The sequence below is a fragment of the Marinobacter sp. DS40M6 genome (assembly GCF_028581595.1).
GTDB lineage: Bacteria > Pseudomonadota > Gammaproteobacteria > Pseudomonadales > Oleiphilaceae > Marinobacter > Marinobacter salarius.
On sequence record NZ_JAFCAE010000008.1, the window covers coordinates 145,009 to 169,117 of the forward strand.

Genomic DNA, 24,109 nt, shown 5'->3' on the forward strand with positions numbered 1-24,109 from the left:
AAGTTATGTCCTTGCCAAAACGAGTTGTCCTGGTCGGCCCAATGGGTGCGGGAAAAAGCACAATTGGTCGCATGCTGGCCAAAGAGCTGGGCTATCGCTTTCTCGATTCCGATCGAATTATTGAAGAGCGGTGCGGCGCCAATATTCCCTGGATCTTCGACGTAGAAGGGGAAGACGGCTTTCGGCATCGTGAAACGGCCATGTTGGCTGAACTGTCGGAATATCCACAGACAGTGCTGGCGACGGGCGGTGGCGCGGTGATGAAAGAAGAGAATCACGCGCATCTTAAACGCGATTCCGTCGTGGTGTACCTGAAAACCTCGATTGAGCAGCAAGTTGAAAGAACGAGGCGGGATCGCAATCGTCCCCTGTTGCAGAATGACGACCCCGAGGCGGTCCTTAGAAATCTGTTTGCCGTGCGGGACCCTATCTATTCGCTCTTGGCCGATGTCGTCATGTTTACTGACCGCAAGAGCCCCAGGCTGGTCGTACGGCAATTGGTGAACCGGATTAATCCGAGGACACCTCGCCACAAAAGGCAAATACGTAAGGAAGGCAGAAATCATGCGTGACTCACTGCGGGAGTTGACGGTTGAGCTGGGCGATCGAAGTTACCCAATCGTTATCGGTCAGGGGCTGCTGGGTAGCTATGATCTGAGTCCCTTTGTCTCTGGTTCACAAGTCATGATCGTCACCAACGAAACGGTTGCGCCCTTGTATCTTGAGTCAGCCCGAGCCTGTTTCCCTGGAAAGCAGGTAGATACGGTTGTGCTTCCAGACGGTGAAAAATACAAGGATTGGCAGACGCTAAACCGTATCTTCGACGGTTTGCTGGGGAAGCGTCACTCCCGCAAAACCACGCTGGTTGCTTTGGGGGGTGGCGTGGTTGGGGATATGACCGGGTTTGCCGCCGCTTCCTACCAGCGTGGTGTCTCTTTTATCCAGATCCCGACGACATTGTTGTCGCAGGTGGACTCCTCGGTCGGAGGAAAGACCGGTATCAATCACCCGTTGGGCAAGAATATGATCGGTGCCTTCCACCAACCGGAAGTTGTACTGATCGATACCGACAGTCTGAGGAGCCTTTCTCCAAGGGAGGTGTCTGCTGGCCTTGCGGAAGTTATCAAGTATGGCCTGATTCGGGACACCGATTTTCTGGCCTGGCTTGAGAAAGAAATTACGTCGCTCATTGATCTGGAAACAACAGCCCTGGTGGAAGCTATCTATCGCTCATGCGCCTGCAAGGCGGACGTTGTAGCAAAAGATGAAAGAGAAGGTGGTTTACGGGCAATACTCAACCTTGGGCACACGTTTGGTCATGCCATTGAGACCTTCGCTGGATACGGCAACTGGCTGCACGGCGAGGCTGTTGGTACTGGCATGATGATGGCTGCGGATCTTTCCTTGCGCCAGGGCATGATAACCGAAGAGGATCGTGCCAGGGTTGTGCGCATTATCGAGAGAGCCAAGCTTCCGGCGCTTGCACCCACGGGGATGTCTCCCGATGATTTTCTGCGATTGATGGCAGTCGACAAGAAGAATGTGGATGGTTCGTTGCGCTTGGTCCTCCTTCGCAGGCTCGGGGATGCTGTGGTGACGGATGCGGTGGATAGGCGAGAACTGGATGCCACGCTTCGGGGCTTTTGTAGAGAAGTCTGAACAGGTATTGATCTGGGATAAAGCAGGGAATGACGGTGAACAACGAAGGACTCAATAGTCATGACGGTGGTGGTTTGTTTCCGCGACTCCAGGAGCGTTATGGGTTAAGGGCCGATCCGTTGGATATGGAAACACCCTTCTTTCCGGATGCCTCTCGCCACCACGCCCTGGAAACGCTTCGTCACCTCTGTGGTTTTGGTGACCTCGCTTTGCTTCTCACTGGTGATGTGGGGGCGGGCAAAAGTCGGTTGCTTGCGGAACTGGTGAGAAGTGAGTCTTCCCGTCTGGATTTTCATCGGGTACCAGCTGCGGCGCTGACGAGTACTCAGGCGCTGTCACGGGCGCTGCTCGGTATTGCGCACAAAGGGTTGAATCCTGGCGAAGGTGCGCGTGACGCCATTTACGGCTTTTTCCGATGGTCTGAAATCAGGGCTCGGAAGGGGCAGCGGATGGTCCTGCTGATCGATGATGCGGATCGTGCACCCACCGAGCTACTGAGATTGTTGTTTTCTGCTTTTGAAGCCGCAGATCGATCTGCGGCGGCGGTTCCTGTGTTCAGTGGCAGCGGGCGGTTGATTGAGATGCTTGGGTTGTCAGGGGACGGTGCCGGCGTGCATCAGGTTCATCTTCGCCCACTGACAAAAGAAGAAGTCGCCGCTTATCTCGAGCCCCGAATTCACCGAGCTGGTGGTAAGCCCAAGGAGTTGCTGTCGCCAGGGAAATTGTCACAATTACACAGTTTGAGTCAGGGGAGTTTTTCCCGTCTCAAGCGTGTAACACCAGCCGTATGGTTGGATATGGCATCGACCGGAGGTGGCGCCAAGCGGACGTTTTCGATGCCGATTAATCTGCGTTGGCCCGCGCTGGCCTTGGTCATACTCGCTGGTTCCTGGTGGCTTGTATCGCAGCAGTATGACGACTCTGTTGCAAGGGAGCAGTCAGAACCTGAGCCGGAAACCGTACGCAAAAGCATCACCATCGGCCCTGACAGCCCGGATATTGAACCGATTGAGACCGATGTAGAGTTGTCGGAACCGGTCGTCGAGACCAAGTTGCCCAGCGTGGAAGAATCTGATCAGGCTGTTCCAGAGCCAGAGCCAGAGCCAGAGCCAGAGCCAGAGCCAGAGCCAGAGCCAGAGCCCGGTTTCTCTCCCTCCCGTCCATCTGCATTTGTGGATCTTGAGAGCGTAAGGGCGCGTGAAGGCTGGACAGTTCAGTTAATTGCCGGGAATCAGGAACAAACGGTGCTGAATCTGATGGATCAGTACGAATCCATTTCCGGTATACTCTACACCCAGACCCAAAGGCAGGGGCAGGACTGGTTTGTTGGCTTCTACGGCGAGTTTTCCTCGCGTGATGAGGCCCGAAAAGCAGTTGAGCGTCTTCCCCAGGCCCTGCGGGACCAGTCTCCCTGGATCAGGCAATCACGCGATTTCTGATTTTCTGTGCCTGCCTTTTTTCGTGTTTTATTCTATAAAAACAATAACCTGACTCTCTGTTTTATGGTGTGCGCTGTCTGGCGCAGCATTCGTATTGAACGTGCTTGCCCCCTAAAATAAAAACGCTTTGGTTTGAGTACGTATTTCTACGCGTGTAAAATAGCCAGCCCCCATTTTCAGTGTCGAAGGGTGAGTTTATTGTCTGTATGCAAATAACCCTTTGATTGAAAAGCATTTCTACGCGAGAGAACGCTTATGATGACAGGTTTGTATCATCCCGACGAATTCAGGGACAACTGCGGCTTCGGTCTGATCGCCCATATGAAGGGCGAGGCCAGCCACAAGTTGTTGCAAACTGCCATCGAGTCACTGACCTGCATGACCCACCGTGGTGGTATCGCTGCAGACGGAAAGACCGGCGATGGTTGTGGCCTCCTGATCCAGAGCCCGGATGCCTTTTTGCGCAAGGCCGCCAAAGCGGAATTTGGCAAGGAGCCTGAAGAGCTGTTCGCTGTGGGCCAGGTATTCCTTAACCCGGACGAGAACAAGGCCGCTGCCGGCCGTGCTGCCGTGGAAAAGCGCCTCGCAGAGCAGGGCCTGGAAATCATGGGTTGGCGGAAGGTGCCAACGGACGACAGCTGCCTTGGGCCGATGGCGCTTGACTGTTTGCCCTGGATTGAGCAGGTGTTTGTGGTTCCCGCCGGTAAAACCGAGCAGGAATTCGCCATCTCGCTGTTTGTTGGGCGCCGCCACGCTGAGCGGGACATGGCCGATGACTCCGAATTCTATATCTGTAGCCTGTCTCACCGAACATTGGCCTACAAGGGCCTGATGATGCCGGCGGACCTGGCGAACTTCTACAAGGATCTGGGCGATCCGGACCTGCAGACCGCTATCTGTGTCTTCCACCAGCGCTTTTCCACAAACACCATGCCGCGTTGGCCGCTGGCGCAGCCGTTCCGCTATCTCGCCCACAATGGCGAGATCAATACCGTTGACGGCAACCGTAACTGGGCGATTGCCCGTGCCGCCAAATTCAGCGCACCGGAACTGCCAGACCTACAGACGCTGCAGCCGCTGGTTAACCTGACGGGCTCAGATTCCTCCAGCATGGACAATATGCTGGAAGTACTGCTGGCCGGTGGTGTCGACCTGTTCCGTGCCGTGAGAATGATGATCCCGCCTGCCTGGCAGAATGTGGATACCATGGATTCCGAGTTGCGGGCATTCTATGAGTACAACTCCATGCATATGGAACCGTGGGATGGTCCAGCCGGCCTGGTTCTCTCCGACGGTCGCTACGCCGTCTGTATGCTGGATCGGAACGGACTTCGCCCGGCTCGTTGGGTAATCACCAAAGACGACTTCATTACCCTGGCGTCCGAGATCGGTACTTACGACTATAAGCCCGAAGACGTGGTGGCCAAGGGACGTGTCGGTCCGGGGCAAATGCTTGCTATTGATACCGAGTCCGGCGAAGTCCTGCATACGAAAGACGTGGATAATCGCCTGAAGTCGGCCCAGCCCTACAAGCGCTGGCTGCGGGAGAACTCCCTGCGGGTTGAAACCACGCTGAATCAGGACACACCTGACTTCAAGCTGATGCAGTCCGACGAGCTCCATATACACCAGAAAATGTTCATGGTCTCCTACGAGGAGCGTGACCAGGTTCTGCGCCCTCTGGCTGAGAACGGCCAGGAAGCAGTAGGGTCGATGGGGGACGATACGCCCATGGCCGTGCTCTCGAGCCGTGTCAGGCACGTGGCTGACTACTTCCGTCAGAAATTTGCCCAGGTGACCAACCCGGCCATCGATCCGCTTCGGGAGTCCATCGTGATGTCCCTGGAGACGTGTATTGGCGCGGAGCGTAACGTGTTCGAGGAAACGCCGGAGCACGCTAACCGCATCATCCTGACAACACCGGTGCTCTCGCCGGCCAAGTACCTGAAGATCGCCAACAATGATCGGCCCGGATTCGAAGTTGCTCGGATCAACATGAGCTACAGCCCGGAAATGGGGCTTGAACAAGCTGTGCGTAACGTGTGCGACGAGGCTGAGCAGGCAGTCCGCAGCGGCAAGGTGATCCTGATCCTGACCGACAAGGATCTGAAAGAGGGGGAGCTGCCGGTCAATGCCATGATGGCAACGGGCGCCGTTCACCATCACCTGGTCAAGAAAGGCCTCCGGTGTGACTCCAACATCCTGGTTGAAACCGGTTGGGCCCGAGACCCGCACCAGTTTGCTGTGTTGTTTGGCTTTGGCGCTACGGCGGTCTATCCGTACTTGGCCTACCAGGTGCTTAACGACCTGATTCGCACCGGCGAACTGATGATGGACCCCATTGATGCGAAGAACAACTATCGCAAGGGTGTCAACAAGGGCCTGCTGAAGATCCTGTCCAAGATGGGGATCTCCACCATCACCTCCTACCGGGGGGCGCAGCTATTTGAGGCGATTGGCCTGGCAGATGATGTGGTGGACCTGTGTTTCAAAGGTGTTCCCAGCCGTATCCAGGGCGCCGGTTTCTTTGATTTCCAGCAGGATCAGGAACAGCTGGCGGCGGTGGCCTGGAAGCATCGCAAGCCCATCACCCAGGGTGGCCTGTTGAAGTATGTCCACGGTCAGGAGTACCACGCTTTCAACCCGGATGTAGTGGGTAAGCTCCAGGAAGCCGTGACCAGTGGTGATTACGGGCAGTACATGGAGTACGCCGGGCTGGTAAACGAGCGCCCGGTGTCCACGCTTAGGGACCTTCTTGGGTTCCGCAAGGATATCAAGGCGATTGATCTGTCCGAGGTGGAGCCAGTGGAGAATATCTTCCCGCGCTTCGACTCGGCGGCCATGTCCTTGGGTGCGTTGTCTCCGGAGGCTCACGAAGCCCTGGCGGTAGCAATGAACACCTTGGGTGGTCGCTCCAACTCCGGTGAAGGCGGGGAAGATCCGGCCCGTTATGGCACGGAGAAACGTTCCAAGATCAAACAGGTGGCGTCTGGCCGCTTCGGCGTCACCGCTGAGTACCTGCGCAGTGCCGATGTCATGCAGATCAAGGTGGCCCAGGGTGCCAAGCCCGGTGAGGGCGGTCAGCTACCCGGTGGCAAGGTCAATGACCTGATTGCCCGCCTGCGCTACTCAGTGCCCGGTGTGACGCTGATTTCGCCACCACCGCACCACGATATTTATTCGATCGAGGATCTGGCGCAGCTGATTTTCGATCTCAAGCAAGTTAACCCGAGCGCACTGGTGTCTGTAAAACTGGTGTCGGAGCCTGGTGTAGGCACCATCGCTGCTGGTGTGGCCAAAGCCTATGCCGATCTGATCACGGTTTCGGGCTACGACGGTGGTACAGCGGCCAGCCCGCTAACCTCCATCCGTTACGCCGGCTCGCCCTGGGAACTGGGCCTGAGTGAAACCCAGCAAGCGCTGCGCGCTAACGACCTGAGGGGCAAGATCCGCTTGCAGACGGACGGCGGTATCAAGACCGGTCTGGATGTGGTCAAGGGCGCTATTCTGGGCGCTGAAAGCTTCGGTTTCGGCACCACGCCAATGGTGGCTCTGGGTTGTAAGTATCTGCGTATCTGTCACCTGAACAACTGTGCCACCGGCGTCGCGACCCAAAACGAGCACCTGCGGGAAGAACACTTCAAAGGCACCGTTGAAATGGCGATGAACTTCTTCCGGTTCGTTGCGACCGAGACCCGAGAGTGGATGGCCAAGCTGGGCGTTCGCAACCTGGAAGAACTAGTAGGGCGTGTTGATCTGCTGGAGCGTCTGCCCGGCGACACCCCGCGCCAGAAGAAGCTGGATCTGACGCGTCTGTTGTCTAACGACCACATTCCGGCGGACAAGCCCAACACCTGTCAGGTGGAGCGCAATCATCCGTTTGATGAAGGCAAGCTTGCCGAGCAGATGGTGAAAGACACAGCGGATGCGATAGCCAGCAAGGCTGGTGGTACCTGGTCCTACAGGGTTACCAACTGTGACCGGTCGATTGGTGCTCGCCTGTCCGGAGAGATTGCCCAGTTGCACGGCAACCAGGGCATGGTCTCGGCGCCCATCACTCTGGATCTGACTGGCACCGCCGGCCAGAGCTTCGGTGTCTGGAACGTGGGCGGTCTCAACCTGCTTCTGGAAGGCGATGCCAACGACTATGTCGGCAAAGGCATGACCGGTGGCAAGTTGGTGATTCGGCCACCGTCCGGAAGCGACTTTAAAACCCAGGATACCTCGATCGTAGGTAACACCTGCCTCTATGGTGCAACCGGTGGCAAACTGTTTGCCGCTGGCACCGCCGGTGAACGCTTCGGTGTTCGTAACTCCGGCGCCCATGCGGTGATAGAAGGTGTGGGCGATCACTGCTGCGAATACATGACGGGTGGTTTGGTCACAGTTCTTGGCAGCACCGGTCACAACTTCGGTGCTGGCATGACGGGTGGTTTTGCCTACGTGCTGGACTTGAACAACACCTTCGTGGACAAGTACAACCATGAGTTGGTCGAGATTCAGCGGATATCCAGCGAGGAAATGGAGTCCTACCGTAATCACCTGCGCGGTGTGGTCCGCGAGCATATTTCTGAAACCGCGAGCGAGTGGGCAGAGCATATTCTTGACAATTTCGATGACTACATTGGCCGCTTCTGGCTGGTCAAACCCAAGGCGGCGAACCTTCGCAGCCTGCTGGCCAGCACCCGGGCGCGTCCCGAGTAAAGGCGGTTGAAACAGGTAGAGGGCATTGCTGCAGTGCCCGCGTCGAAATTGAGTCTGATGAGAGCGTCACAATGAAAGAACGACTGAGTAACGACTTCCAGTTTGTCGAAGTAGGGCGTGTCGACCCGAAAAAAGTACCGGCAAAGAAGCGCAAAAAAGAGTTTGGTGAAATTTACCATCCATTCACCCAGGATAATGCCGCGTCGCAATCGCACCGTTGCCTGGAATGCGGCAATCCGTATTGTGAGTGGAAGTGCCCGGTACACAACTACATCCCGAACTGGCTGAAGCTGGTGTCGGAAGGCAACATCATGAGGGCAGTTGAGCTCTGTCACCAGACCAACTCCCTGCCGGAAGTCTGTGGCCGCGTTTGCCCCCAGGATCGTCTGTGTGAAGGGGCCTGTACCCTGAACGACGGCTATGGCGCAGTAACCATCGGGTCGGTGGAAAAATACATTACCGATACAGCCTTTGCTCTGGGCTGGAAGCCGGATATGTCCGCCGTCAAATGGACCGACAGAAAAGTGGCAGTGATCGGTGCTGGTCCGGCCGGCCTTGGCTGTGCTGACGTCCTGGTGCGCAACGGTGTAAAGCCGGTGGTGTTTGATATTTACCCGGAAATTGGCGGTCTTCTGACCTTCGGGATCCCCGAGTTCAAGCTTGAGAAGTCGGTCATGACCCGTCGCCGCAAAGTGTTCGAGGAAATGGGCGTAGAATTCCGCCTGTCCACGGAGGTGGGCAAGGACGTGATGATGGCCGACATCCTCGAGGAGTACGACGCTGTCTTTATGGGGATGGGAACCTACACCTACATGAAAGGCGGTTTCCCGGGCGAAGATCTGCCAGGCGTTCATGATGCGCTGCCCTTCCTGGTCTCGAATGTGAATCGTCGTCTTGGGTTTGAGAAAGACGCCGACGATTTTATCGATATGAAAGGCAAGCGAGTGGTTGTGCTCGGCGGCGGCGATACCGCCATGGACTGTAACCGCACCTCGATTCGTCAACAGGCAGCGAGTGTTACCTGTGCCTACCGTCGTGACGAACAGAACATGCCGGGCTCGCGCCGGGAAGTGTCCAACGCCAAGGAAGAAGGCGTTAAGTTCATGTTCAACCGTCAACCGATCGCCATTATTGGCGAAGACCGGGTTGAGGGAGTCAAGGTGGTTCAGACTCGCCTCGGCGAGCCCGACGAAAACGGCCGCCGTCGTCCGGAAGTGGTCGCTGGCAGTGAGGAAGTGATTCCGGCCGATGCAGTTCTGGTGGCCTTCGGATTCCGTCCGAGCCCGGCCGACTGGTTTGACGAGTTAAAGGTTAACACCGACGACTCTGGCCGTGTCAGCGCTCCGGAGGAAGTGGAGTTCGGCTTCCAGACCAGCAATCCCAAGATATTTGCCGGTGGCGATATGGTCCGTGGTTCGGATCTGGTCGTAACGGCTATCTGGGAGGGTCGCCAGGCGGCGGAAGGTATCATGGATTACCTGGATATCTGACAGCCCCCGGTTTCATCCGGGTTGGAAGGGCGGCTTGCAGACGGCGGGCCGCCCTTTTTTATTGCCACAAACCGGGTATCATTGCCCTCCTAAACTTTGACAGACAGCAGACTGGGAATGCTATGACCGAGCTGAAAAATGACCGTTTCCTGCGTGCGCTGATGCGTCAGCCCGTTGATCGCACGCCAGTGTGGATGATGCGCCAGGCAGGTCGATACCTGCCGGAATACCGAGCGACTCGGGCCAAAGCCGGAGACTTTCTCAGTCTGTGCAAAAACACACCGCTGGCCTGTGAAGTGACGTTACAGCCGTTGGAGCGGTTCCCGCTGGACGCTGCCATCCTGTTTTCAGACATCCTCACCATTCCTGATGCGCTTGGGCTTGGCCTGTACTTCGAAACTGGCGAGGGCCCGAAATTCCGTAACACTGTCCGCTCCGCTGCAGACGTAGCCGCGTTGCCCAAAATCAATGCGGAAGTAGACCTGGATTATGTGATGAATGCCGTGTCCACCATCCGTGGCGCACTTAATGGCAGCGTTCCGCTGATCGGCTTCTCTGGCAGTCCCTGGACGCTTGCCACGTACATAATTGAAGGTGGTTCCTCCAAGGACTTCCGCGAGGCCAAGAAGCTGATGTACGGCCAGCCGGAGGTGATGCATCAGTTGCTGGACCATTTGGCGGATTCGGTGATTGATTACCTGAACGGACAGATTCGAGCCGGCGCCCAGGCGGTCCAGATCTTCGATACCTGGGGCGGCGTGCTGAGTAGTTGGGCGTATCAGGAGTTTTCCCTCAACTACATGAAAAAAATCGTCGCCGGCCTGATTCGAGAGAACGACGGGCGTCGCGTACCCGTTATCCTGTTCACAAAGAATGGCGGCCAGTGGCTGGAGTCGATAGCGGAATCCGGTGCTGACGCGGTCGGTCTGGATTGGACGACGGACATTGGCAAAGCCCGTGCTCGCATTGGCGATCAGGTTGCCCTGCAGGGCAACATGGATCCGGCCATGCTTTACGCGCCGCCGGAGCGGATTCGCCAGGAAGTGGCCGATATCCTGTCCCGCTACGGCACCGGCCCGGGCCATATCTTCAACCTCGGGCACGGCATTACCCCGGACGTTGATCCGGAGCACGCCGGGGCGTTTATACGTGCGGTGACTGAGCTGAGTCCGGAGTATCACCCGCAAGACTGATGGTTGGGAATAGCGGGCGGTTGTTGGGGCTTTCCAAAACACGCCCGTTAATACGTCCATGTAGGGCTCGGTCGCGCCATCCCTGGCGCTCAACGGTTTTGGAAAGCCCCAACAACCGCCCTCTGTCCGGCTTCTGCGTTAACGCTCCGCAGAGCCTCTGTTTGGTGTTAGCGCTAGATAGAAGCTTCTGTGCGGTCTATAGTCATAACAGACGAGACCGGTCAACAGGAGTAACCCTTGCCAACCAAAGCCCCCGAAAAACGCCGCTTCCACAGAATCTCCTTCGATGCCGAATGCGAACTGCATTGGCAGGACGAAGTGTGGGTGAGTGAGGTGTTGGATATTTCACTGAAGGGCGTACTGGTAAAGCGGCCGTTGGAGTGGAGGGTTCCGCTGAAGCAGCCTTGCGAAGTGATCATCCATCTCGACGATCACGAAACCGGGATCGTGATGGCGGTGGAGTTACGGCACATTGAGGAAGAGCGGTTGGGGTTCAAATGCCAATATATCGATCTTGAAAGTGCGACCCACCTAAAACGCCTGGTGGAACTGAATCTGGGGGACCAAGCGTTATTGGAGAGGGAGTTTGCACATCTGATTGATTGAGGCTAGGGATTTCCGGAGGTAACTGCGAAGCTGGTAGGCAGGATTGGAAGGGCCTTTCCAAAAATGTGCGGAGCCATGGATGGCGGAGCCCAAGCGCACATGGATGTGCTTGAAGCGTTTTTTGGAAAGGCCCTTCCAATCCTGCCTGGCACCAAAAAACCAGGCTAGAAACCAAGTCTCAAAGCTCCTCCAAAGCCGACAACGCATCACTAAGCTTGGTCACGGGAATAACCTTCATCCCCTCAATAGCCTTACGAGGCGCATTAGACTTAGGCACCAAAGCGCGGGTAAACCCATGCTTGGCAGCTTCGTAAATGCGCTCTTGGCCACTGGGCACCGGCCGAATCTCACCAGAAAGGCCAACCTCACCGAAGATCACCAGATCCTGAGGCAGGGCACGGTCGCGGAAGGACGACACGATGGCCGCAAGCAGCGCCAAATCCGCACTGGTCTCGTTAACCTTCACGCCGCCCACCACATTCACAAACACATCCTGATCCGACACATGCATGCCACCATGGCGATGCAGCACCGCCAGCAGCATCGCCAGCCGGTTCTGATCCAGGCCCACAGCAACGCGTCTCGGATATCCCCCCTGGGCCATATCCACCAGCGCCTGAATCTCCACCAGCATAGGCCGAGTGCCTTCCCAGACCACCATCACCACGCTGCCGGGAGCTGCCTCCTCGCCGCGGTTCAGGAAGATGGCACTGGGGTTCTTCACTTCCTTCAGGCCCTGTTCCAGCATCGCAAACACGCCCAACTCGTTAACCGCGCCAAAGCGGTTCTTGATGCCCCTCAGGGTGCGGTAACGGCTATCGCTGGAGCCTTCCAGCAGGATGGAGCAGTCGATCATATGCTCCAGTACTTTCGGCCCAGCCAGGCTGCCATCCTTGGTAACGTGACCCACCAGGAATAGAATAGTGCCGGTCTGCTTGGCAAAGCGGGTCAGGTAAGCTGCGCTTTCGCGAACTTGGGAGACACTGCCCGGAGCGGATTCCGACTCGGCGACATGCATAACCTGGATACTGTCCACCACCAGAATGCGCGGCTTTTCAGCCTCGGCAACCTGCATGACCCGCTCGACACTCGTTTCCGAGAGCATCTTCAGGTCTTTGGTGGGCAGCCCCAGACGCTTGGCGCGCATGGCGACCTGTTGCAGCGATTCCTCGCCTGTGACGTACAGGGCTGGAACGCTGGACGCCAGGTGGCAGACCGCCTGAAGCAAGAGGGTGCTCTTACCAGCGCCAGGATGGCCGCCCATCAGGATGGCGGAACCTTCCACAAGCCCGCCGCCCAGAACGCGGTCAAACTCCTGCATGCCGGAGCTGATGCGCGGCTGTTCGGCAAGGCTGACGTCGTCCAGGCTTTTTACCTCTGAGAGACTGCCCGCAAAGCCCTCAAAGCGGGCGCCGCGGGCACCCTTGGCGTTGCCACTGATGCCGCGGACCTCGCTGATCGTATTCCAGGCCTGGCAGGCGGTGCATTGCCCCTGCCACTTTGAATAATCTGCGCCGCATTCTGAGCAAACATAGGCGGTTTTTGCTTTTGCCATCAGGCCAGCTTCTTATACTTCATGCGCTGGGGAACCATGGCAGAGTCGCCCTTCCGCTTCTTGTGATCCTCATCGTATTCGCTGAAGTTGCCTTCGAAGTAGACCACTTCACCGTCGTCCTCAAACGCCAGGATGTGAGTGGCCACACGGTCCAGGAACCAGCGGTCGTGCGAGATCACCAAAGCGGAGCCTGGGAAGTTGAGCAGGGCTTCCTCCAGGGCACGCAGGGTTTCCACGTCGAGATCGTTGGTCGGTTCGTCCAACAGCAGCACGTTGCCACCTTCCTTGAGCAGTTTCGCCAGGTGCAGGCGGTTGCGTTCACCGCCCGACAAGTCGGCCACACGCTTCTGCTGGTCGGAGCCCTTGAAGTTGAAACGACCTACATAGGCTCGTGACGGGGTTTCGTAGTTACCGATCTTGATAATATCGTTGCCGTCGCTGAGCTCTTCCCAGACGGTGTTGTCGCCGTTCAGGTCCCGCATCTGGTCCACGTAGGCCAGTTTTACGGTTTCACCGACTGTGATGGTGCCGGAATCGGGCTTGTCGTAGTCGCCGATCATCCGGAACAGCGTGGACTTGCCCGCGCCGTTGCCACCGATGATGCCAACGATCGCACCCGGGGGCACACTGAGCGAGACGTCTTCGTAGAGCAGGCGGTCATCGAAGGACTTGCTGATGCCATCGATCTCAATCACCTTGTCACCCAGGCGAGGGCCAGGTGGGATGTATAGTTCGTTAGTTTCGTTGCGCTTCTGGAATTCCTGGGAGCTCATTTCTTCGAAGCGGGCCAGGCGGGCCTTGCTCTTGGACTGGCGGCCCTTGGCGTTACTGCGCACCCATTCCAGCTCGTGCTTGATGGTCTTCTGGCGAGACACTTCCTGTTTGGCTTCAACTTCCAGGCGCTTTTCCTTGTTTTCCAGCCACTGGCTGTAATTGCCCTCAAACGGAATGCCCTGGCCGCGGTCCAGTTCCAGAATCCAGCCGGCCACGTTGTCCAGGAAGTAGCGGTCGTGGGTGATGGCAACCACGGTGCCGGTGTAGTCGTGCAGGAAGCGTTCCAACCAGGCTACAGATTCGGCATCCAGGTGGTTGGTGGGCTCGTCCAGCAACAGCATGTCCGGGCTGGACAGCAGCAGACGGCAAAGCGCCACGCGGCGGCGCTCACCGCCGGAGAGGTTTTTTACCATGGCGTCCCAGGCCGGCAGGCGAAGGGCATCGGCCGCCACTTCCATCTTGCGCTCAATATCGTGGCCGTCGGAAGCCTGTATAAAGGCTTCCAGTTCGCCCTGTTTCTTGGCGAGGGCATCAAAGTCGGCATCCGGCTCGGCATAGGCGGCATAGACCTGATCCAGCTCCGCCAGTGCGTCATGGACGCCCGAGACCGCCTCATCGACGATTTCCTTGACGGTCTTGGCGTCGTCCAGTTCCGGTTCCTGGGGCAGGTAGCCGACGTTGATGCCGGGTTGGGGGCGGGCCTCACCAATGTAATCCTGGTCGATACCGGCCATAATACGTAGCAACGTAGATTTACCAGCGCCGTTCAGGCCCAGTACGCCGATTTTCGCGCCTGGGAAAAAGCTCAGGGAAATGTCTTTGAGGATTTCACGCTTGGGCGGAACCACCTTGCCCACGCGGTTCATGGTGTATACGTATTGCGCCATGTGTCGGAATCCTTCTTGCGAGTGTAAGTGTCGGAATTACTGATGGTGTCTGACTAAGGCCGTCGGTCAGGGCGATCCGGGATCGTCAAAATCAAGGATGATTTTGTCGAGCGTACAGGGACGTATTCACAGCGTATCCCGGATCGCCCTGACCGATGGCCGTAACGCCAATAGCTAGTAGCCGCAACCAATGAATATTGACCGAGTAAGGTATCGAAACCAACCGGGGATAGCAATTGAGCAAAAAGCGCAGGCGGCGGCGTGTCGGTATCTGCGGACGGCATAAAGGGTGATTTTTTACCCATTTGTAAGATAGAATAGCGGCCCATTTTTTCGGGCAGCTAAGCACATAGGGGCAGCGCATCCATGTTTAATCGTGATATGAAAATCGCCGGTTTTGACGACGAGCTCTGGAACGCCATCCAGGCGGAAGAGAAACGCCAGGAGGCTCATATCGAGCTGATCGCGTCTGAGAACTATACCAGCCCCCGGGTGATGGAAGCCCAGGGTAGTGCGCTGACCAACAAGTATGCCGAAGGCTATCCCGGCAAACGTTATTACGGCGGCTGTGAGTTTGTCGACATCGCCGAGGACCTGGCCATCAGCCGGGCCAAAGAATTGTTTGGTGCTGCCTACGCCAATGTGCAGCCGCATTCCGGCTCACAGGCCAACTCTGCCGTATTCATGGCGCTGCTCAAGCCGGGTGATACGGTTCTGGGCATGAGCCTGGCCCATGGTGGGCACCTGACCCATGGTGCCAGCGTCAACTTCTCCGGCAAGATCTACAACGCCGTCCAGTATGGCCTGAACCCGGACACGGGGCTGATCGATTACGATGAGGTGGAAAGCCTTGCCGTTGAGCACAAACCCAAGATGATCATCGCCGGTTTCTCAGCCTACTCCCAGGAGCTGGACTTTGCCCGGTTCCGCGCGATTGCCGATAAGGTTGGCGCCTATCTGTTTGTGGACATGGCCCACGTGGCAGGTCTTGTGGCTGCTGGTGTTTATCCAGACCCGGTACCTCATGCCCACGTGGTTGCGACGACTACCCATAAGACCCTGCGTGGCCCCCGTGGTGGTTTGATCCTGGCCTGTGACGATGCCGACTTGCAGAAAAAGCTTAACTCCGCTGTATTCCCTGGCGGCCAGGGCGGCCCCTTGATGCACGTTATTGCTGCCAAGGCGATTTGTTTCAAGGAAGCGATGAGCGACGAGTTCAAGGTGTATCAGAAACAGGTGATCAAGAATGCCAAGGCCATGGCTGAGGTGTTTGTGTCCCGCGGATTCGATGTGATTTCCGGTGGTACAGAGAATCATCTGTTCCTGGTCAGCCTGATCAAACAGGACATCACCGGTAAGGATGCAGACGCAGCCCTGGGCCGAGCGCACATCACCGTGAACAAGAACGCAGTACCTAATGATCCGCGTTCGCCGTTCGTCACCTCCGGCCTGCGCATCGGTACGCCCGCGGTGACCACTCGTGGTTTCGGAGAGTCCGAGTGTCGCGATCTGGCTGGCTGGATGTGCGATATCCTGGATAGCCTGGAAGATGAATCCGTTAATGACCGGGTTCGTGAGCAGGTTGAAGGCCTGTGTTCGCGGTTCCCGGTTTACGCCGGCTAAATAGCCTGATTGCGCCCTCGGGCAGGCCTTGTTGCCTGGCCCGATGGTTTGCAGGAGCTTCTGAGTATGCATTGTCCTTTCTGTGGTGAAGCGGATACCAAGGTAATCGACTCCCGGCTGGTGGCCGAGGGTGATCAGGTGCGTCGCCGCAGGGAGTGCCTGTCCTGCCGTGAGCGTTTTACAACGTTCGAGTCGGCTGAGCTTGTGATGCCTCGAGTGGTCAAGCAGGACGGCACCCGTCAGCCTTTCGATGAGGAAAAACTCCGGGCTGGCCTGATGAAAGCCCTGGAGAAGCGCCCGGTGAGCATCGAGGAAATTGAGGCGGCGCTGAATCGCATCCGATTCCGGTTGCGGGCGACCGGCGAGCGTGAGGTCAAGTCCATGCAACTCGGTGAAGAAGTGATGACGGAGTTGCGTCAATTGGACAAAGTGGCCTACGTGCGCTTCGCGTCGGTGTACCGCAGCTTTCAGGACGTCAACGAGTTCAAGGAAGAGATCGAGCGCCTTTCAGCGACCTCGGGCGAAGACCCGGTGGATGTAGCCAAGGCCCTGGCGGATAACCATTCTTCCGAAGGGCAGGCATGATCGACGCTCAGGACACGGCGTTTATGGCACGGGCGGTGCAGCTTGCCTGGCGTGGTCGCTATTCGACGCATCCCAACCCGCGGGTGGGGTGCGTCATCGCCCGAGGCAGCAAGATTTTGGGCGAAGGCTGGCATGAGCGAGCGGGCGAGGCTCACGCAGAAGCGCGCGCACTCAGCCTGGCTGGGCCGGATGCCCGTGGCGCAACGGCCTATGTCACGCTGGAGCCCTGCAGTCATTTTGGCCGTACACCGCCTTGTGCCAAAGCGCTGATAGAAGCGGGCATCGCCCATGTGTTTGCGGCGACCAAGGATCCCAATCCCTCGGTATCCGGTCGCGGCCTGGATATGCTCCGTGAGGCAGGCATTCGTGTAACGGAAGGCCTACTGGCGGAAGAGGCCGTGCGATTGAATCCCGGCTTCATGAAGCGAATGAACGTTGGCAGGCCCTATGTCCGGCTTAAAATGGCTGCGAGCCTTGACGGCAGGACGGCCATGGCCTCCGGCGAAAGTCAGTGGATTACCGGCTCGGAGTCCCGCCGCGATGTCCAGCGTCTCAGGGCCATCAGCGATGCCATTCTGACAGGGGTGGGGACGGTTCTCGCTGACAATCCTTCACTGACCGTTCGTCGGACTGAATTGGGTGACATTGGTGACGCCACGGAGCCGTCCCGCCAGCCCCTGCGCGTGATCGCGGACCGGGACGCGCGTACGCCCCCGGGCGCTACGATCCTGCAGGGTGGCAATGTCCAGGTGTATTGCGCCTCCCCAACACTGGCAACCGCGCCGGCACAGGACCTTGCCGCGTTGGGCGTGGGCCTGACGGGTGTGGCCTGGAAGGATAATGGAATTGATGTTCGCGAGTTGCTCGACTCACTGGGGGAGTTGGGCATCAACGAATTGTTGGTGGAAGCTGGTCCAACGCTGGCCGGTACATTTATCAGCGAGCGTCTGGTAGATGAGCTATGGCTCTACCAGGCGCCGGTGTTCCTGGGCAGCACTGGCCGGCCCACGGCCAATCTGCCACTGGAATCCATGGCGGATAAGGTGCAATGGAAAGTGCTGGATCGCCGTCAGCTGGGCGAGGACCAGCGATTGATCCTCGCGCCGGGGTAACGGTTACTAAATTCATGGCTGCCGGCACCGACACTCGGACGGACAGACCAACAGGATGCAAATACGGTATGGCACTGAATAGCATTAAAGACATTATCGACGATATCCGTCAGGGCAAGATGGTTATCCTGATGGACGATGAGGACCGGGAAAACGAAGGTGACCTGGTGATGGCCGCAGAGCACTGTACGCCAGAGGCTATCAACTTCATGGCCCGCTTCGGTCGTGGGCTGATTTGCATGCCGATGACGCGCCATCGTTGCGAACAGCTTGGCCTGCCGTTGATGGTGCAGCAGAATGCATCGGGTTTTGGCACCAAGTTCACCCTTTCCATTGAAGCGACTGAAGGCGTAACGACGGGTATCTCTGCCGCCGACCGTGCGCGAACTGTCCAGGCTGCTGTTGCCCGCGATGCAAAAGCGTCTGACCTGGTTCAGCCAGGCCATATTTTTCCGCTGATGTCGGACCCGGGCGGGGTGCTCAGCCGAGCCGGCCATACCGAAGCATCCTGTGATCTGGCAGCCCTCGCGGGCTGCGAGCCTGCCGGCGTGATCTGCGAAATCATGAACGACGATGGGTCCATGGCCCGCCGTGAAGATCTGGAAAAATTTGCCGAAACTCACGACCTGAAGATCGGCACGATTGCGGATCTGATCCACTATCGGACATTGAACGAGCGCACCATTGAGTGCGTTGAGCAGTACGACTTGGATACCGAGTACGGTGTATTCAACTTGCGCACCTATCGCGACAATATCCAAGGTTCCACCCATCTGGCCATGGTGATGGGGGATATTGCGGCTGAGGATCCGGTGCTGGTGCGTGTGCACATCACCGATACTCTGCGTGACCTGCTCGGTGCCCGCCGCGCTGATTCCCGTAGCTGGCCATTGCATCATGCTCTGGAGAAGGTGGCGAGTGAAGGTCGCGGCGTCGTTGTCCTGCTCAATAGCGCCGAAGACAGCTACAATCTTGAAGATCGTATCCACGAATTTTTCGAGCAGGATAAAAAATCCGCGGGTAAGGGCAGCTCCGGTGTCTATTTTACCGTTGGTACCGGCTCACAGATTCTGAGGGATCTCGGGGTTGGCAAAATGCGCCTGCTGAGCCCGCCCATCAAGTTTTCTGCCATTTCCGGATTTGAGCTGGAAGTTGTGGAATACGTGCCCTACACACCCGAATAATGAACCCCGGCAGGCCCGTATCGTAACGGCGGGGCTGCCAAGAAGGAGCCATGCATGGCAGACATTAAAGTAATAGAAGGCGATTTCACTCACTGCAGCGGTAAATACGCACTGGTTGTCGGTCGTTTCAACGGTTTTGTGGTTGAGAGCCTGGTGGAGGGTGCGGTTGATACCCTGCGTCGTCACGGTATCGCCGATTCCGATATCACGATTGTACGGGTTCCCGGCGCCTATGAGATGCCGCTTGCGGTCAAGCGTGTGGCGGAAACCGGCAACCACGATGCGATTGTTGCGCTGGGTGCGGTTATTCGGGGTGGTACACCACATTTCGACTATGTGGCAGGCGAAGCCTCCAGCGGTCTGGGTGCGGTTAGTCTCGAAACGGATGTGCCGGTGACGTTCGGCGTGTTAACGGTCGATTCCATCGAGCAGGCAATCGAGCGGGCCGGTACCAAAGCCGGTAACAAAGGCGCCGAAGCGGCGATTACGGCCCTGGAAATGGTCAGCCTCTTCAAAAAGCTGGGTGAATAATGAGCGCATCGGAAGACAGTGCCGCGCAACCGGCCCCCGCGGGCCAACCTAAGGCAGGCGATAGACGCAGAGCCCGGGCTCTTGCGATGCAAGGCCTTTACCAGCGCCACTTCAGCAAGAGCTCGATCACCGATATCGAATCCGAATTCATCGTCGACAACGACATGTCGAAGGTAGATGCGGCCTATTTCCGCGATCTCCTCCGGGGGGTTCACCGGGAGCAGGCTGAGTTAGACCGTCTACTGGAGCCATTCCTCGATCGCCCGATCCATGAGGTGGATGCCATTGAGCTGGCGATCGTACGCCTGGGCGCGTACGAGCTCAAACATCGCCTGGACGTTCCATACAAGGTGGTGATCAACGAAGGCATCGAGATGGCCAAGAGGTTTGGTGGCACCGAAGGTCATAAGTTCGTCAACAGCCTTCTGGACAAGCTCAGTCACCGACTGCGACTGGCTGAGACCCGTCCCCGCTGAGCGATGGGTGAATTCGAGCTGATCCGCCGTTATTTCTTTCCCATCGCCGAGGTCGGAAATGCCTCCTCGGTTCTGCTGGGCCCCGGTGACGACTGCGCCATTCAGCGTGTTGAGCCAGGCCTGGACCTGGTCTTTTCGGTGGACGCCCTGGTCGAGGGGGTGCATTTTCCCCACCACTACGATCCTGAAAAGCTGGGCTGGCGAAGCCTTGCCGTGGCCGCGAGTGATCTCGCCGCCATGGGGGCCGATCCGGTGTGTTTTACCCTCGCGTTGACCCTTCCCGATGCTGATCCAGACTGGCTGAGCGCCTATGCGCACGGACTGGCAAGTGCGGCGAGACGCTTTGGGCTGTCGCTGGCTGGCGGCGACACCACGCGTGGCCCATTGACCCTGAGCATGCAGGTTCACGGTACGGTACCGAAAGGTGGGGCCATCTTGAGGTCTGGAGCCCAGGTGGGAGATTACATTTGTGTTTCCGGTATGCTGGGAGAGGCAGGAGCGGCATTGGATCACCTTGAGAATAATGATCCCGGGCCGGACGTGCAGGCGGTCCTGCGAAGGTACCACTTTCCAGAGCCCAGGCTTGTGCTTGGCAGGGCTCTTCGGGGGCACGCCACTGCAGCGGTGGATGTATCTGACGGTCTGGTGGCAGACCTGGGACATATCCTCGAGGCCTCTGGAGTTGCAGGCAGTATCGATGCGAGTCGGCTGCCACTGTCGCAACATCTGAAGCGCCTTGTGGGTCAGTCTGCTGCCGGCCTGGCGTTGAACGCCGGGGACGATTACGAGTTATGCGTTACCCTGCCTCCGCAGGTTTGGGCTAGTCTCCCCGAGGATGTCCGGCGGGAGTTGACCGTTATTGGCGAGGTCGTTGCCGGGGAGGGTGTAACCATTGACTGGGGTGATCATATCGAGAACCTGTCAGCGGGAGGATACGACCATTTCAGGAACTGATTCATGAGCAGCGACGACAACCTCCAGGAACCCGAGCTCACTGAAGCACTGCTGCCGCCAGGGTTTCTCCGTAATCCGGTCCATCTGTTGGCGTTTGGATTTGGCAGCGGTACAGCGGCCAGGGCGCCTGGTACCTGGGGCAGTCTTGCGGCGATTCCCGCCTGGTTCTGTTTTGCCTGGTTGCCACCCGTGGCTTACTGGGGAATTGTCCTGCTGGCCTTCGTGATTGGGATCTGGTTGTGTGGCAAGACGGCAGCCGATCTCAAGGTCCACGATCATGGGGGGATCGTTTGGGACGAGTTTGTGGGCATGTGGATCGCGCTGGGACTCATCCCGGACAACATTTACGGCATTCTGATGGCCTTCACGTTATTTCGGCTTTTCGATGTGCTCAAACCCTGGCCGATTAGTTGGTTGGATGAGTACTTGCCGGGCGGGCTGGGTATCATGGTGGACGATGTCGTGGCGGGTTTCATGGCGTTACTGTGCCTGCTCGCCATTGACCGGTGGTTGATGCCGATCATTGTCTGAGCATCGTTATGAGACTGGAGGACAGTCCCTATCAGTGGACCTGTTGCTCTTCCGGAAGAAGTCGCACAACATGCAGGAAACGCCTGAGGCCGGTTTCTGCGCGTTGCCGGGAGGCAAAAGGACCGCTGTCGAAGCCCTCCCGGGTGGTGAAATACCACTTGCTCCCGACGCAGAAGAACCGACTGCTTCGGAACGGTGCGGGGCCGTTTTCTCCGGACCGACGTTGGGTATCCATGTTGTCTCCTGAGCCCTTCAGTGCATTTGTGACACGTGTGGGCGCTATTTCAATTCTATGACTGTTTAAAATTAAATCAATTCCTGCCGAATTCAACATTTTTTTACATTTTTTGGGTAGACTTGATGCCTTCCCCGTAACCGGAGTGTCATCGGGTTACTGTAAACAGGCTGCATGTCTTGCCCTTGGCTCGGCCACTCTTCAAAATGCCTTTCAACCACAAGTGATTATCCGCCGGTGAAAGCTGGCGAACAGCACAAGGATATAGCATGAGTATCTATCGCGTTTTAGTCTTTTTCAAGAAAGTACGATTCAGTGCAATGGCCCTTGTTGCCATGGTTTTGCTGGCGGGATGCAGCTCTACCATGAGCAACGTCCAAACCTGGGAGGGGGACGCCGTGGATTCCTCGCAGGCCGCCGTCCTTGAGTCCCCGGGTGAAATCCGGGTGCAGCAGGTGAATGGTCGCAAACTCGGCAACTTTCTAATGGATGACCTGGCCCTGAATTACGAGCTTTTACCGGGCGAAAATCAGGTTGTGTTTACCTATAAGACCATCTGGGCCAAGAGCGGCGTGGTCCGCAATGGCGAATCCAAAGTGCACGTTGTTGAAACAGCGCCCCAGGCAGTGATGATCAATGCGCAAGCGGGTGATGCCTACCGTTTCAGTTTCGAGCCTCCCGCCAACAAAAGCGATGCCGAGGCTTTCGCCAATAATTTCACTGCTGATGTGGTTGATGGGTCCGGTAATGTTGTAGCCACCGCCAGCGCCTGGGATGGCCAACCTGCCGGCACTCGAACTGCTGCAAGGGCGCCGGTCGGCTCTGGTGGCGAAGGAGAAAGCGCCGACTCAATGGGTACTCTGGGTGAGCTCAAGTCGCTTTGGGGTCAGGCCAATGAGGAAGAGCGACGGGCGTTCCTGCGTTGGGCCTTCGAGTAACCCGCAATCCTGACGGGCGGCGGCTCTGCCTGCCGCTCGTCATTGCCGTTCAGTTGCGAAATCGCCTGAACGTTTTCCGCAGAGCACCTTCCATGACGTTCAGTGCCTCGTCAGTCAGAGTCGGGTGACTGACGGGGTACTCGCGCGTGTCTTCTTCATACGGCGGCAAAGTCTCGGCCGCCGATTCGATTGATTTCAGGCTGTTTTCAAGCAGTTCCGGCAGCGAGTCGCCGTCAGCCACTACGTCGGGGCACAGGGTGAAATTGATCGTCAGACTGCCCTGATAGCTCACTGCAACAATCACCAATCCCATACTGTCGAACAGGGGGGCGGAGTTGAACTGCCGCACCAACCGTGAACCTTGTAAGTACAGCGGCACTTGTGGCCCGGGTACGTTGGTGATCGGGAGGTTGAATACCGGCTGGTATCGTTGCGCAATCTGCAGTTCGGAATACAGTCTTGCGGAGAGTGCGAGCATGGTGGAGGGCAGGAGCTCAGTCAGCCTGTCTGCCGCAATGGCTTCACGGTAGGGCTCGGATTCCACCGCATTCCAGTGTATCCGCCGAATTCGTTCGGCGGGATTGGGCTCGGTGGTGGCCAGGTCCAGTAGCATGGCGGACATCTGGTTGCCGGTGGCCTTGCGAAGGCTGCTTGAACGCACGGAAATGGGGGTCATCGCTACCAGAGAGCGTTCCGTTGTGGCATTGCTCTTGTCCAGGTATCGACTTAAGGTTTCAGCGCATAGGCCGAGGACGACGTCGTTCAGGGTTACATCACCGAGTGTTGCTTTGATGGCCTTTAGCCTGGACAGGTCGAGGCTGGCGGAAACGATCTTGCGGTTGGCGGTAATCTGGCGGTTAAACGGGCTGTGAGGTGCGGAAAACAGGGGGAACGGCAACGGCAGCTTTCGCATCTGCTTTTGTATAAGCCCGCGAGCAGTGGCTTCGGCCGCACTTATGGCGAGGGACGTCATTTGCAAGGGTTTGCGTAGCAGATTTGCACCGGTCTGGAGAATGACCCTTTCTTCGGACGGTTCCGGCTGTGGGTACCAGGGTCGCGGTGTTTCTATCGCTCTCGCCTTCGGTGAATATTCCAGAAGTTTGCCAATGATTTCCTCGCCACTGAACGCATCAATGGCGGCATGATGCAGTTTTACGATGAGCGCGAAACTCTTGCTGTCTGCATCGTCGTCGAGTTGGAATCCGTCGACGAACGTGATGTGCCATAACGGGCGATCCCGTTTGAGCGGTTCTTCCAGAATTCGCGAGGCCAGCTCCATCAGGCTGTCGACTTTGCCGTGGTTGCCGAGGTTCACATAAGCCAGGTGCCGCTCGATACTGAAGTCTGGATCGTCAATCCAGTAGGGGCGCCCCAGCCGCAAGGGTATTTCCTTCAGGCGCTGGCGGAAGAGGGGGACCACGTGAAGCCGGCTTCGCAGATAGGCGACAAAGGTGCTGAAGGCCAGAGGTTTGTCGCGTTCTCGGGCATCAAAAAGATAGATGCCGCCAATGTGCATGGGGGCGGTTTCCGACTCCAGATACAGGAATGAGGCATCCAGCTCCGACAGCTGCCGCATGGTTTGAGCTCCGTTCACAGGTTCTTGCGTGGGGGCAGTATAAACGACTGCGCCACT

At 57.5% G+C, this 24,109-nt stretch carries 20 protein-coding genes; 16 read left to right on the plus strand and 4 right to left on the minus strand.

All coding sequences use genetic code 11. The features are described 5' to 3' along the window. Positions 1-5: 5 nt before the first annotated feature. From aroK to JJO78_RS18560, 7 genes are all read left to right on the plus strand, one after another. Positions 6-572, plus strand: coding sequence for a shikimate kinase AroK (gene aroK / locus JJO78_RS18530; RefSeq protein ID WP_036203590.1), 567 nt, complete (start codon positions 6-8; stop codon positions 570-572). After that, positions 565-1,659 (plus strand): 3-dehydroquinate synthase, encoded by a 1,095-nt coding sequence (gene aroB / locus JJO78_RS18535; protein ID WP_075195818.1) that lies wholly within the window; start codon positions 565-567, stop codon positions 1,657-1,659. Before aroK ends, aroB begins: the two co-directional genes overlap by 8 nt. A 29-nt stretch (positions 1,660-1,688) precedes the next feature. Beyond that, complete coding sequence (locus JJO78_RS18540) at positions 1,689-3,098, plus strand: AAA family ATPase (RefSeq protein ID WP_331283811.1); 1,410 nt, start codon at positions 1,689-1,691, stop codon at positions 3,096-3,098. A gap of 255 nt (positions 3,099-3,353) precedes the next feature. Continuing rightward, positions 3,354-7,802, plus strand: coding sequence for a glutamate synthase large subunit (gene gltB / locus JJO78_RS18545; protein ID WP_036203599.1), 4,449 nt, complete (start codon positions 3,354-3,356; stop codon positions 7,800-7,802). A 71-nt stretch (positions 7,803-7,873) separates the two neighbouring features. Continuing rightward, complete coding sequence (locus JJO78_RS18550) at positions 7,874-9,292, plus strand: glutamate synthase subunit beta (RefSeq protein ID WP_151981425.1); 1,419 nt, start codon at positions 7,874-7,876, stop codon at positions 9,290-9,292. Between the two features lie 122 nt (positions 9,293-9,414). Then, positions 9,415-10,485: a uroporphyrinogen decarboxylase gene (gene hemE / locus JJO78_RS18555; protein ID WP_151981423.1), complete on the plus strand. Its 1,071-nt coding sequence runs from the start codon at positions 9,415-9,417 to the stop codon at positions 10,483-10,485. Positions 10,486-10,722: 237 nt separating this feature from the next. Continuing rightward, on the plus strand, positions 10,723-11,091 hold the full coding sequence (locus JJO78_RS18560) for a PilZ domain-containing protein (RefSeq protein ID WP_036203604.1): 369 nt from the start codon (positions 10,723-10,725) through the stop codon (positions 11,089-11,091). Between the two features lie 178 nt (positions 11,092-11,269). On the opposite strand, the gene radA is transcribed toward JJO78_RS18560, so the two are convergent. Both radA and ettA read right to left on the minus strand, forming a co-directional pair. Beyond that, on the minus strand, positions 11,270-12,646 hold the full coding sequence (radA, locus tag JJO78_RS18565) for a DNA repair protein RadA (protein WP_151981421.1): 1,377 nt from the start codon (positions 12,644-12,646) through the stop codon (positions 11,270-11,272). Further along, a complete protein-coding gene (gene ettA / locus JJO78_RS18570) occupies positions 12,646-14,307 on the minus strand; it encodes an energy-dependent translational throttle protein EttA (RefSeq protein ID WP_151981419.1) in 1,662 nt (553 codons plus the stop codon). Before ettA ends, radA begins: the two co-directional genes overlap by 1 nt. Before the next feature lie 366 nt (positions 14,308-14,673). Here ettA and glyA point away from each other — a divergent pair, with 366 nt between their 5' ends. The 8 genes from glyA (at position 14,674) to JJO78_RS18610 (ending at position 21,303) form a co-directional block, all read left to right on the plus strand. Then, positions 14,674-15,930 (plus strand): serine hydroxymethyltransferase, encoded by a 1,257-nt coding sequence (glyA, locus tag JJO78_RS18575; protein WP_151981417.1) that lies wholly within the window; start codon positions 14,674-14,676, stop codon positions 15,928-15,930. Between the two features lie 66 nt (positions 15,931-15,996). After that, positions 15,997-16,515, plus strand: a complete 519-nt coding sequence (nrdR, locus tag JJO78_RS18580; protein ID WP_007155557.1) for a transcriptional regulator NrdR — start codon at positions 15,997-15,999, stop codon at positions 16,513-16,515. Beyond that, a complete protein-coding gene (gene ribD / locus JJO78_RS18585) occupies positions 16,512-17,627 on the plus strand; it encodes a bifunctional diaminohydroxyphosphoribosylaminopyrimidine deaminase/5-amino-6-(5-phosphoribosylamino)uracil reductase RibD (RefSeq protein ID WP_036203617.1) in 1,116 nt (371 codons plus the stop codon). Before nrdR ends, ribD begins: the two co-directional genes overlap by 4 nt. A 68-nt stretch (positions 17,628-17,695) precedes the next feature. Next, positions 17,696-18,811, plus strand: a complete 1,116-nt coding sequence (gene ribBA, locus JJO78_RS18590; protein WP_007155555.1) for a bifunctional 3,4-dihydroxy-2-butanone-4-phosphate synthase/GTP cyclohydrolase II — start codon at positions 17,696-17,698, stop codon at positions 18,809-18,811. A gap of 54 nt (positions 18,812-18,865) precedes the next feature. Continuing rightward, positions 18,866-19,342, plus strand: coding sequence for a 6,7-dimethyl-8-ribityllumazine synthase (gene ribH, locus JJO78_RS18595; RefSeq protein WP_007155554.1), 477 nt, complete (start codon positions 18,866-18,868; stop codon positions 19,340-19,342). Continuing rightward, the gene (gene nusB / locus JJO78_RS18600; protein WP_036203620.1) at positions 19,342-19,818 is read left to right on the plus strand and encodes a transcription antitermination factor NusB; all 477 of its coding nucleotides are present in this window, start codon (positions 19,342-19,344) and stop codon (positions 19,816-19,818) included. The genes ribH and nusB overlap by 1 nt, the downstream gene beginning before the upstream one ends. Before the next feature lie 3 nt (positions 19,819-19,821). Then, positions 19,822-20,772, plus strand: coding sequence for a thiamine-phosphate kinase (gene thiL / locus JJO78_RS18605; protein WP_151981415.1), 951 nt, complete (start codon positions 19,822-19,824; stop codon positions 20,770-20,772). A 3-nt stretch (positions 20,773-20,775) separates the two neighbouring features. Next, positions 20,776-21,303 carry a phosphatidylglycerophosphatase A family protein gene (locus tag JJO78_RS18610; RefSeq protein ID WP_036203625.1) on the plus strand — a complete coding sequence of 176 codons (528 nt, stop codon included), beginning with the start codon at positions 20,776-20,778 and terminating at the stop codon, positions 21,301-21,303. A gap of 31 nt (positions 21,304-21,334) precedes the next feature. On the opposite strand, the gene JJO78_RS18615 is transcribed toward JJO78_RS18610, so the two are convergent. Further along, positions 21,335-21,538, minus strand: a complete 204-nt coding sequence (locus JJO78_RS18615) for a DUF6316 family protein (protein ID WP_027830997.1) — start codon at positions 21,536-21,538, stop codon at positions 21,335-21,337. A 269-nt stretch (positions 21,539-21,807) separates the two neighbouring features. Here JJO78_RS18615 and JJO78_RS18620 point away from each other — a divergent pair, with 269 nt between their 5' ends. After that, positions 21,808-22,476: a DUF2057 family protein gene (locus tag JJO78_RS18620; protein ID WP_151981413.1), complete on the plus strand. Its 669-nt coding sequence runs from the start codon at positions 21,808-21,810 to the stop codon at positions 22,474-22,476. A gap of 49 nt (positions 22,477-22,525) precedes the next feature. Here the strand turns inward: JJO78_RS18620 and JJO78_RS18625 are convergent, their stop codons facing one another. Further along, positions 22,526-24,052 (minus strand): WS/DGAT/MGAT family O-acyltransferase, encoded by a 1,527-nt coding sequence (locus tag JJO78_RS18625; RefSeq protein ID WP_151981411.1) that lies wholly within the window; start codon positions 24,050-24,052, stop codon positions 22,526-22,528. Between the last annotated feature and the right edge of the window lie 57 nt (positions 24,053-24,109).

Excerpts from the sequence above, each read along its gene's own strand:
- aroK (WP_036203590.1), top strand. The coding sequence starts at position 6 with ATGTCCTTGCCAAAACGAGTTGTCCTGGTCGGCCCAATGGGTGCGGGA.
- aroB (WP_075195818.1), top strand. The coding sequence starts at position 565 with ATGCGTGACTCACTGCGGGAGTTGACGGTTGAGCTGGGCGATCGAAGT.
- JJO78_RS18540 (WP_331283811.1), top strand. The coding sequence starts at position 1,689 with ATGACGGTGAACAACGAAGGACTCAATAGTCATGACGGTGGTGGTTTG.
- gltB (WP_036203599.1), top strand. The coding sequence starts at position 3,354 with ATGATGACAGGTTTGTATCATCCCGACGAATTCAGGGACAACTGCGGC.
- JJO78_RS18550 (WP_151981425.1), top strand. The coding sequence starts at position 7,874 with ATGAAAGAACGACTGAGTAACGACTTCCAGTTTGTCGAAGTAGGGCGT.
- hemE (WP_151981423.1), top strand. The coding sequence starts at position 9,415 with ATGACCGAGCTGAAAAATGACCGTTTCCTGCGTGCGCTGATGCGTCAG.
- radA (WP_151981421.1), bottom strand. The coding sequence starts at position 12,646 with ATGGCAAAAGCAAAAACCGCCTATGTTTGCTCAGAATGCGGCGCAGAT.
- ettA (WP_151981419.1), bottom strand. The coding sequence starts at position 14,307 with ATGGCGCAATACGTATACACCATGAACCGCGTGGGCAAGGTGGTTCCG.
- glyA (WP_151981417.1), top strand. The coding sequence starts at position 14,674 with ATGTTTAATCGTGATATGAAAATCGCCGGTTTTGACGACGAGCTCTGG.
- nrdR (WP_007155557.1), top strand. The coding sequence starts at position 15,997 with ATGCATTGTCCTTTCTGTGGTGAAGCGGATACCAAGGTAATCGACTCC.
- ribD (WP_036203617.1), top strand. The coding sequence starts at position 16,512 with ATGATCGACGCTCAGGACACGGCGTTTATGGCACGGGCGGTGCAGCTT.
- ribBA (WP_007155555.1), top strand. The coding sequence starts at position 17,696 with ATGGCACTGAATAGCATTAAAGACATTATCGACGATATCCGTCAGGGC.
- ribH (WP_007155554.1), top strand. The coding sequence starts at position 18,866 with ATGGCAGACATTAAAGTAATAGAAGGCGATTTCACTCACTGCAGCGGT.
- nusB (WP_036203620.1), top strand. The coding sequence starts at position 19,342 with ATGAGCGCATCGGAAGACAGTGCCGCGCAACCGGCCCCCGCGGGCCAA.
- thiL (WP_151981415.1), top strand. The coding sequence starts at position 19,822 with ATGGGTGAATTCGAGCTGATCCGCCGTTATTTCTTTCCCATCGCCGAG.
- JJO78_RS18610 (WP_036203625.1), top strand. The coding sequence starts at position 20,776 with ATGAGCAGCGACGACAACCTCCAGGAACCCGAGCTCACTGAAGCACTG.
- JJO78_RS18615 (WP_027830997.1), bottom strand. The coding sequence starts at position 21,538 with ATGGATACCCAACGTCGGTCCGGAGAAAACGGCCCCGCACCGTTCCGA.
- JJO78_RS18620 (WP_151981413.1), top strand. The coding sequence starts at position 21,808 with ATGAGTATCTATCGCGTTTTAGTCTTTTTCAAGAAAGTACGATTCAGT.
- JJO78_RS18625 (WP_151981411.1), bottom strand. The coding sequence starts at position 24,052 with ATGCGGCAGCTGTCGGAGCTGGATGCCTCATTCCTGTATCTGGAGTCG.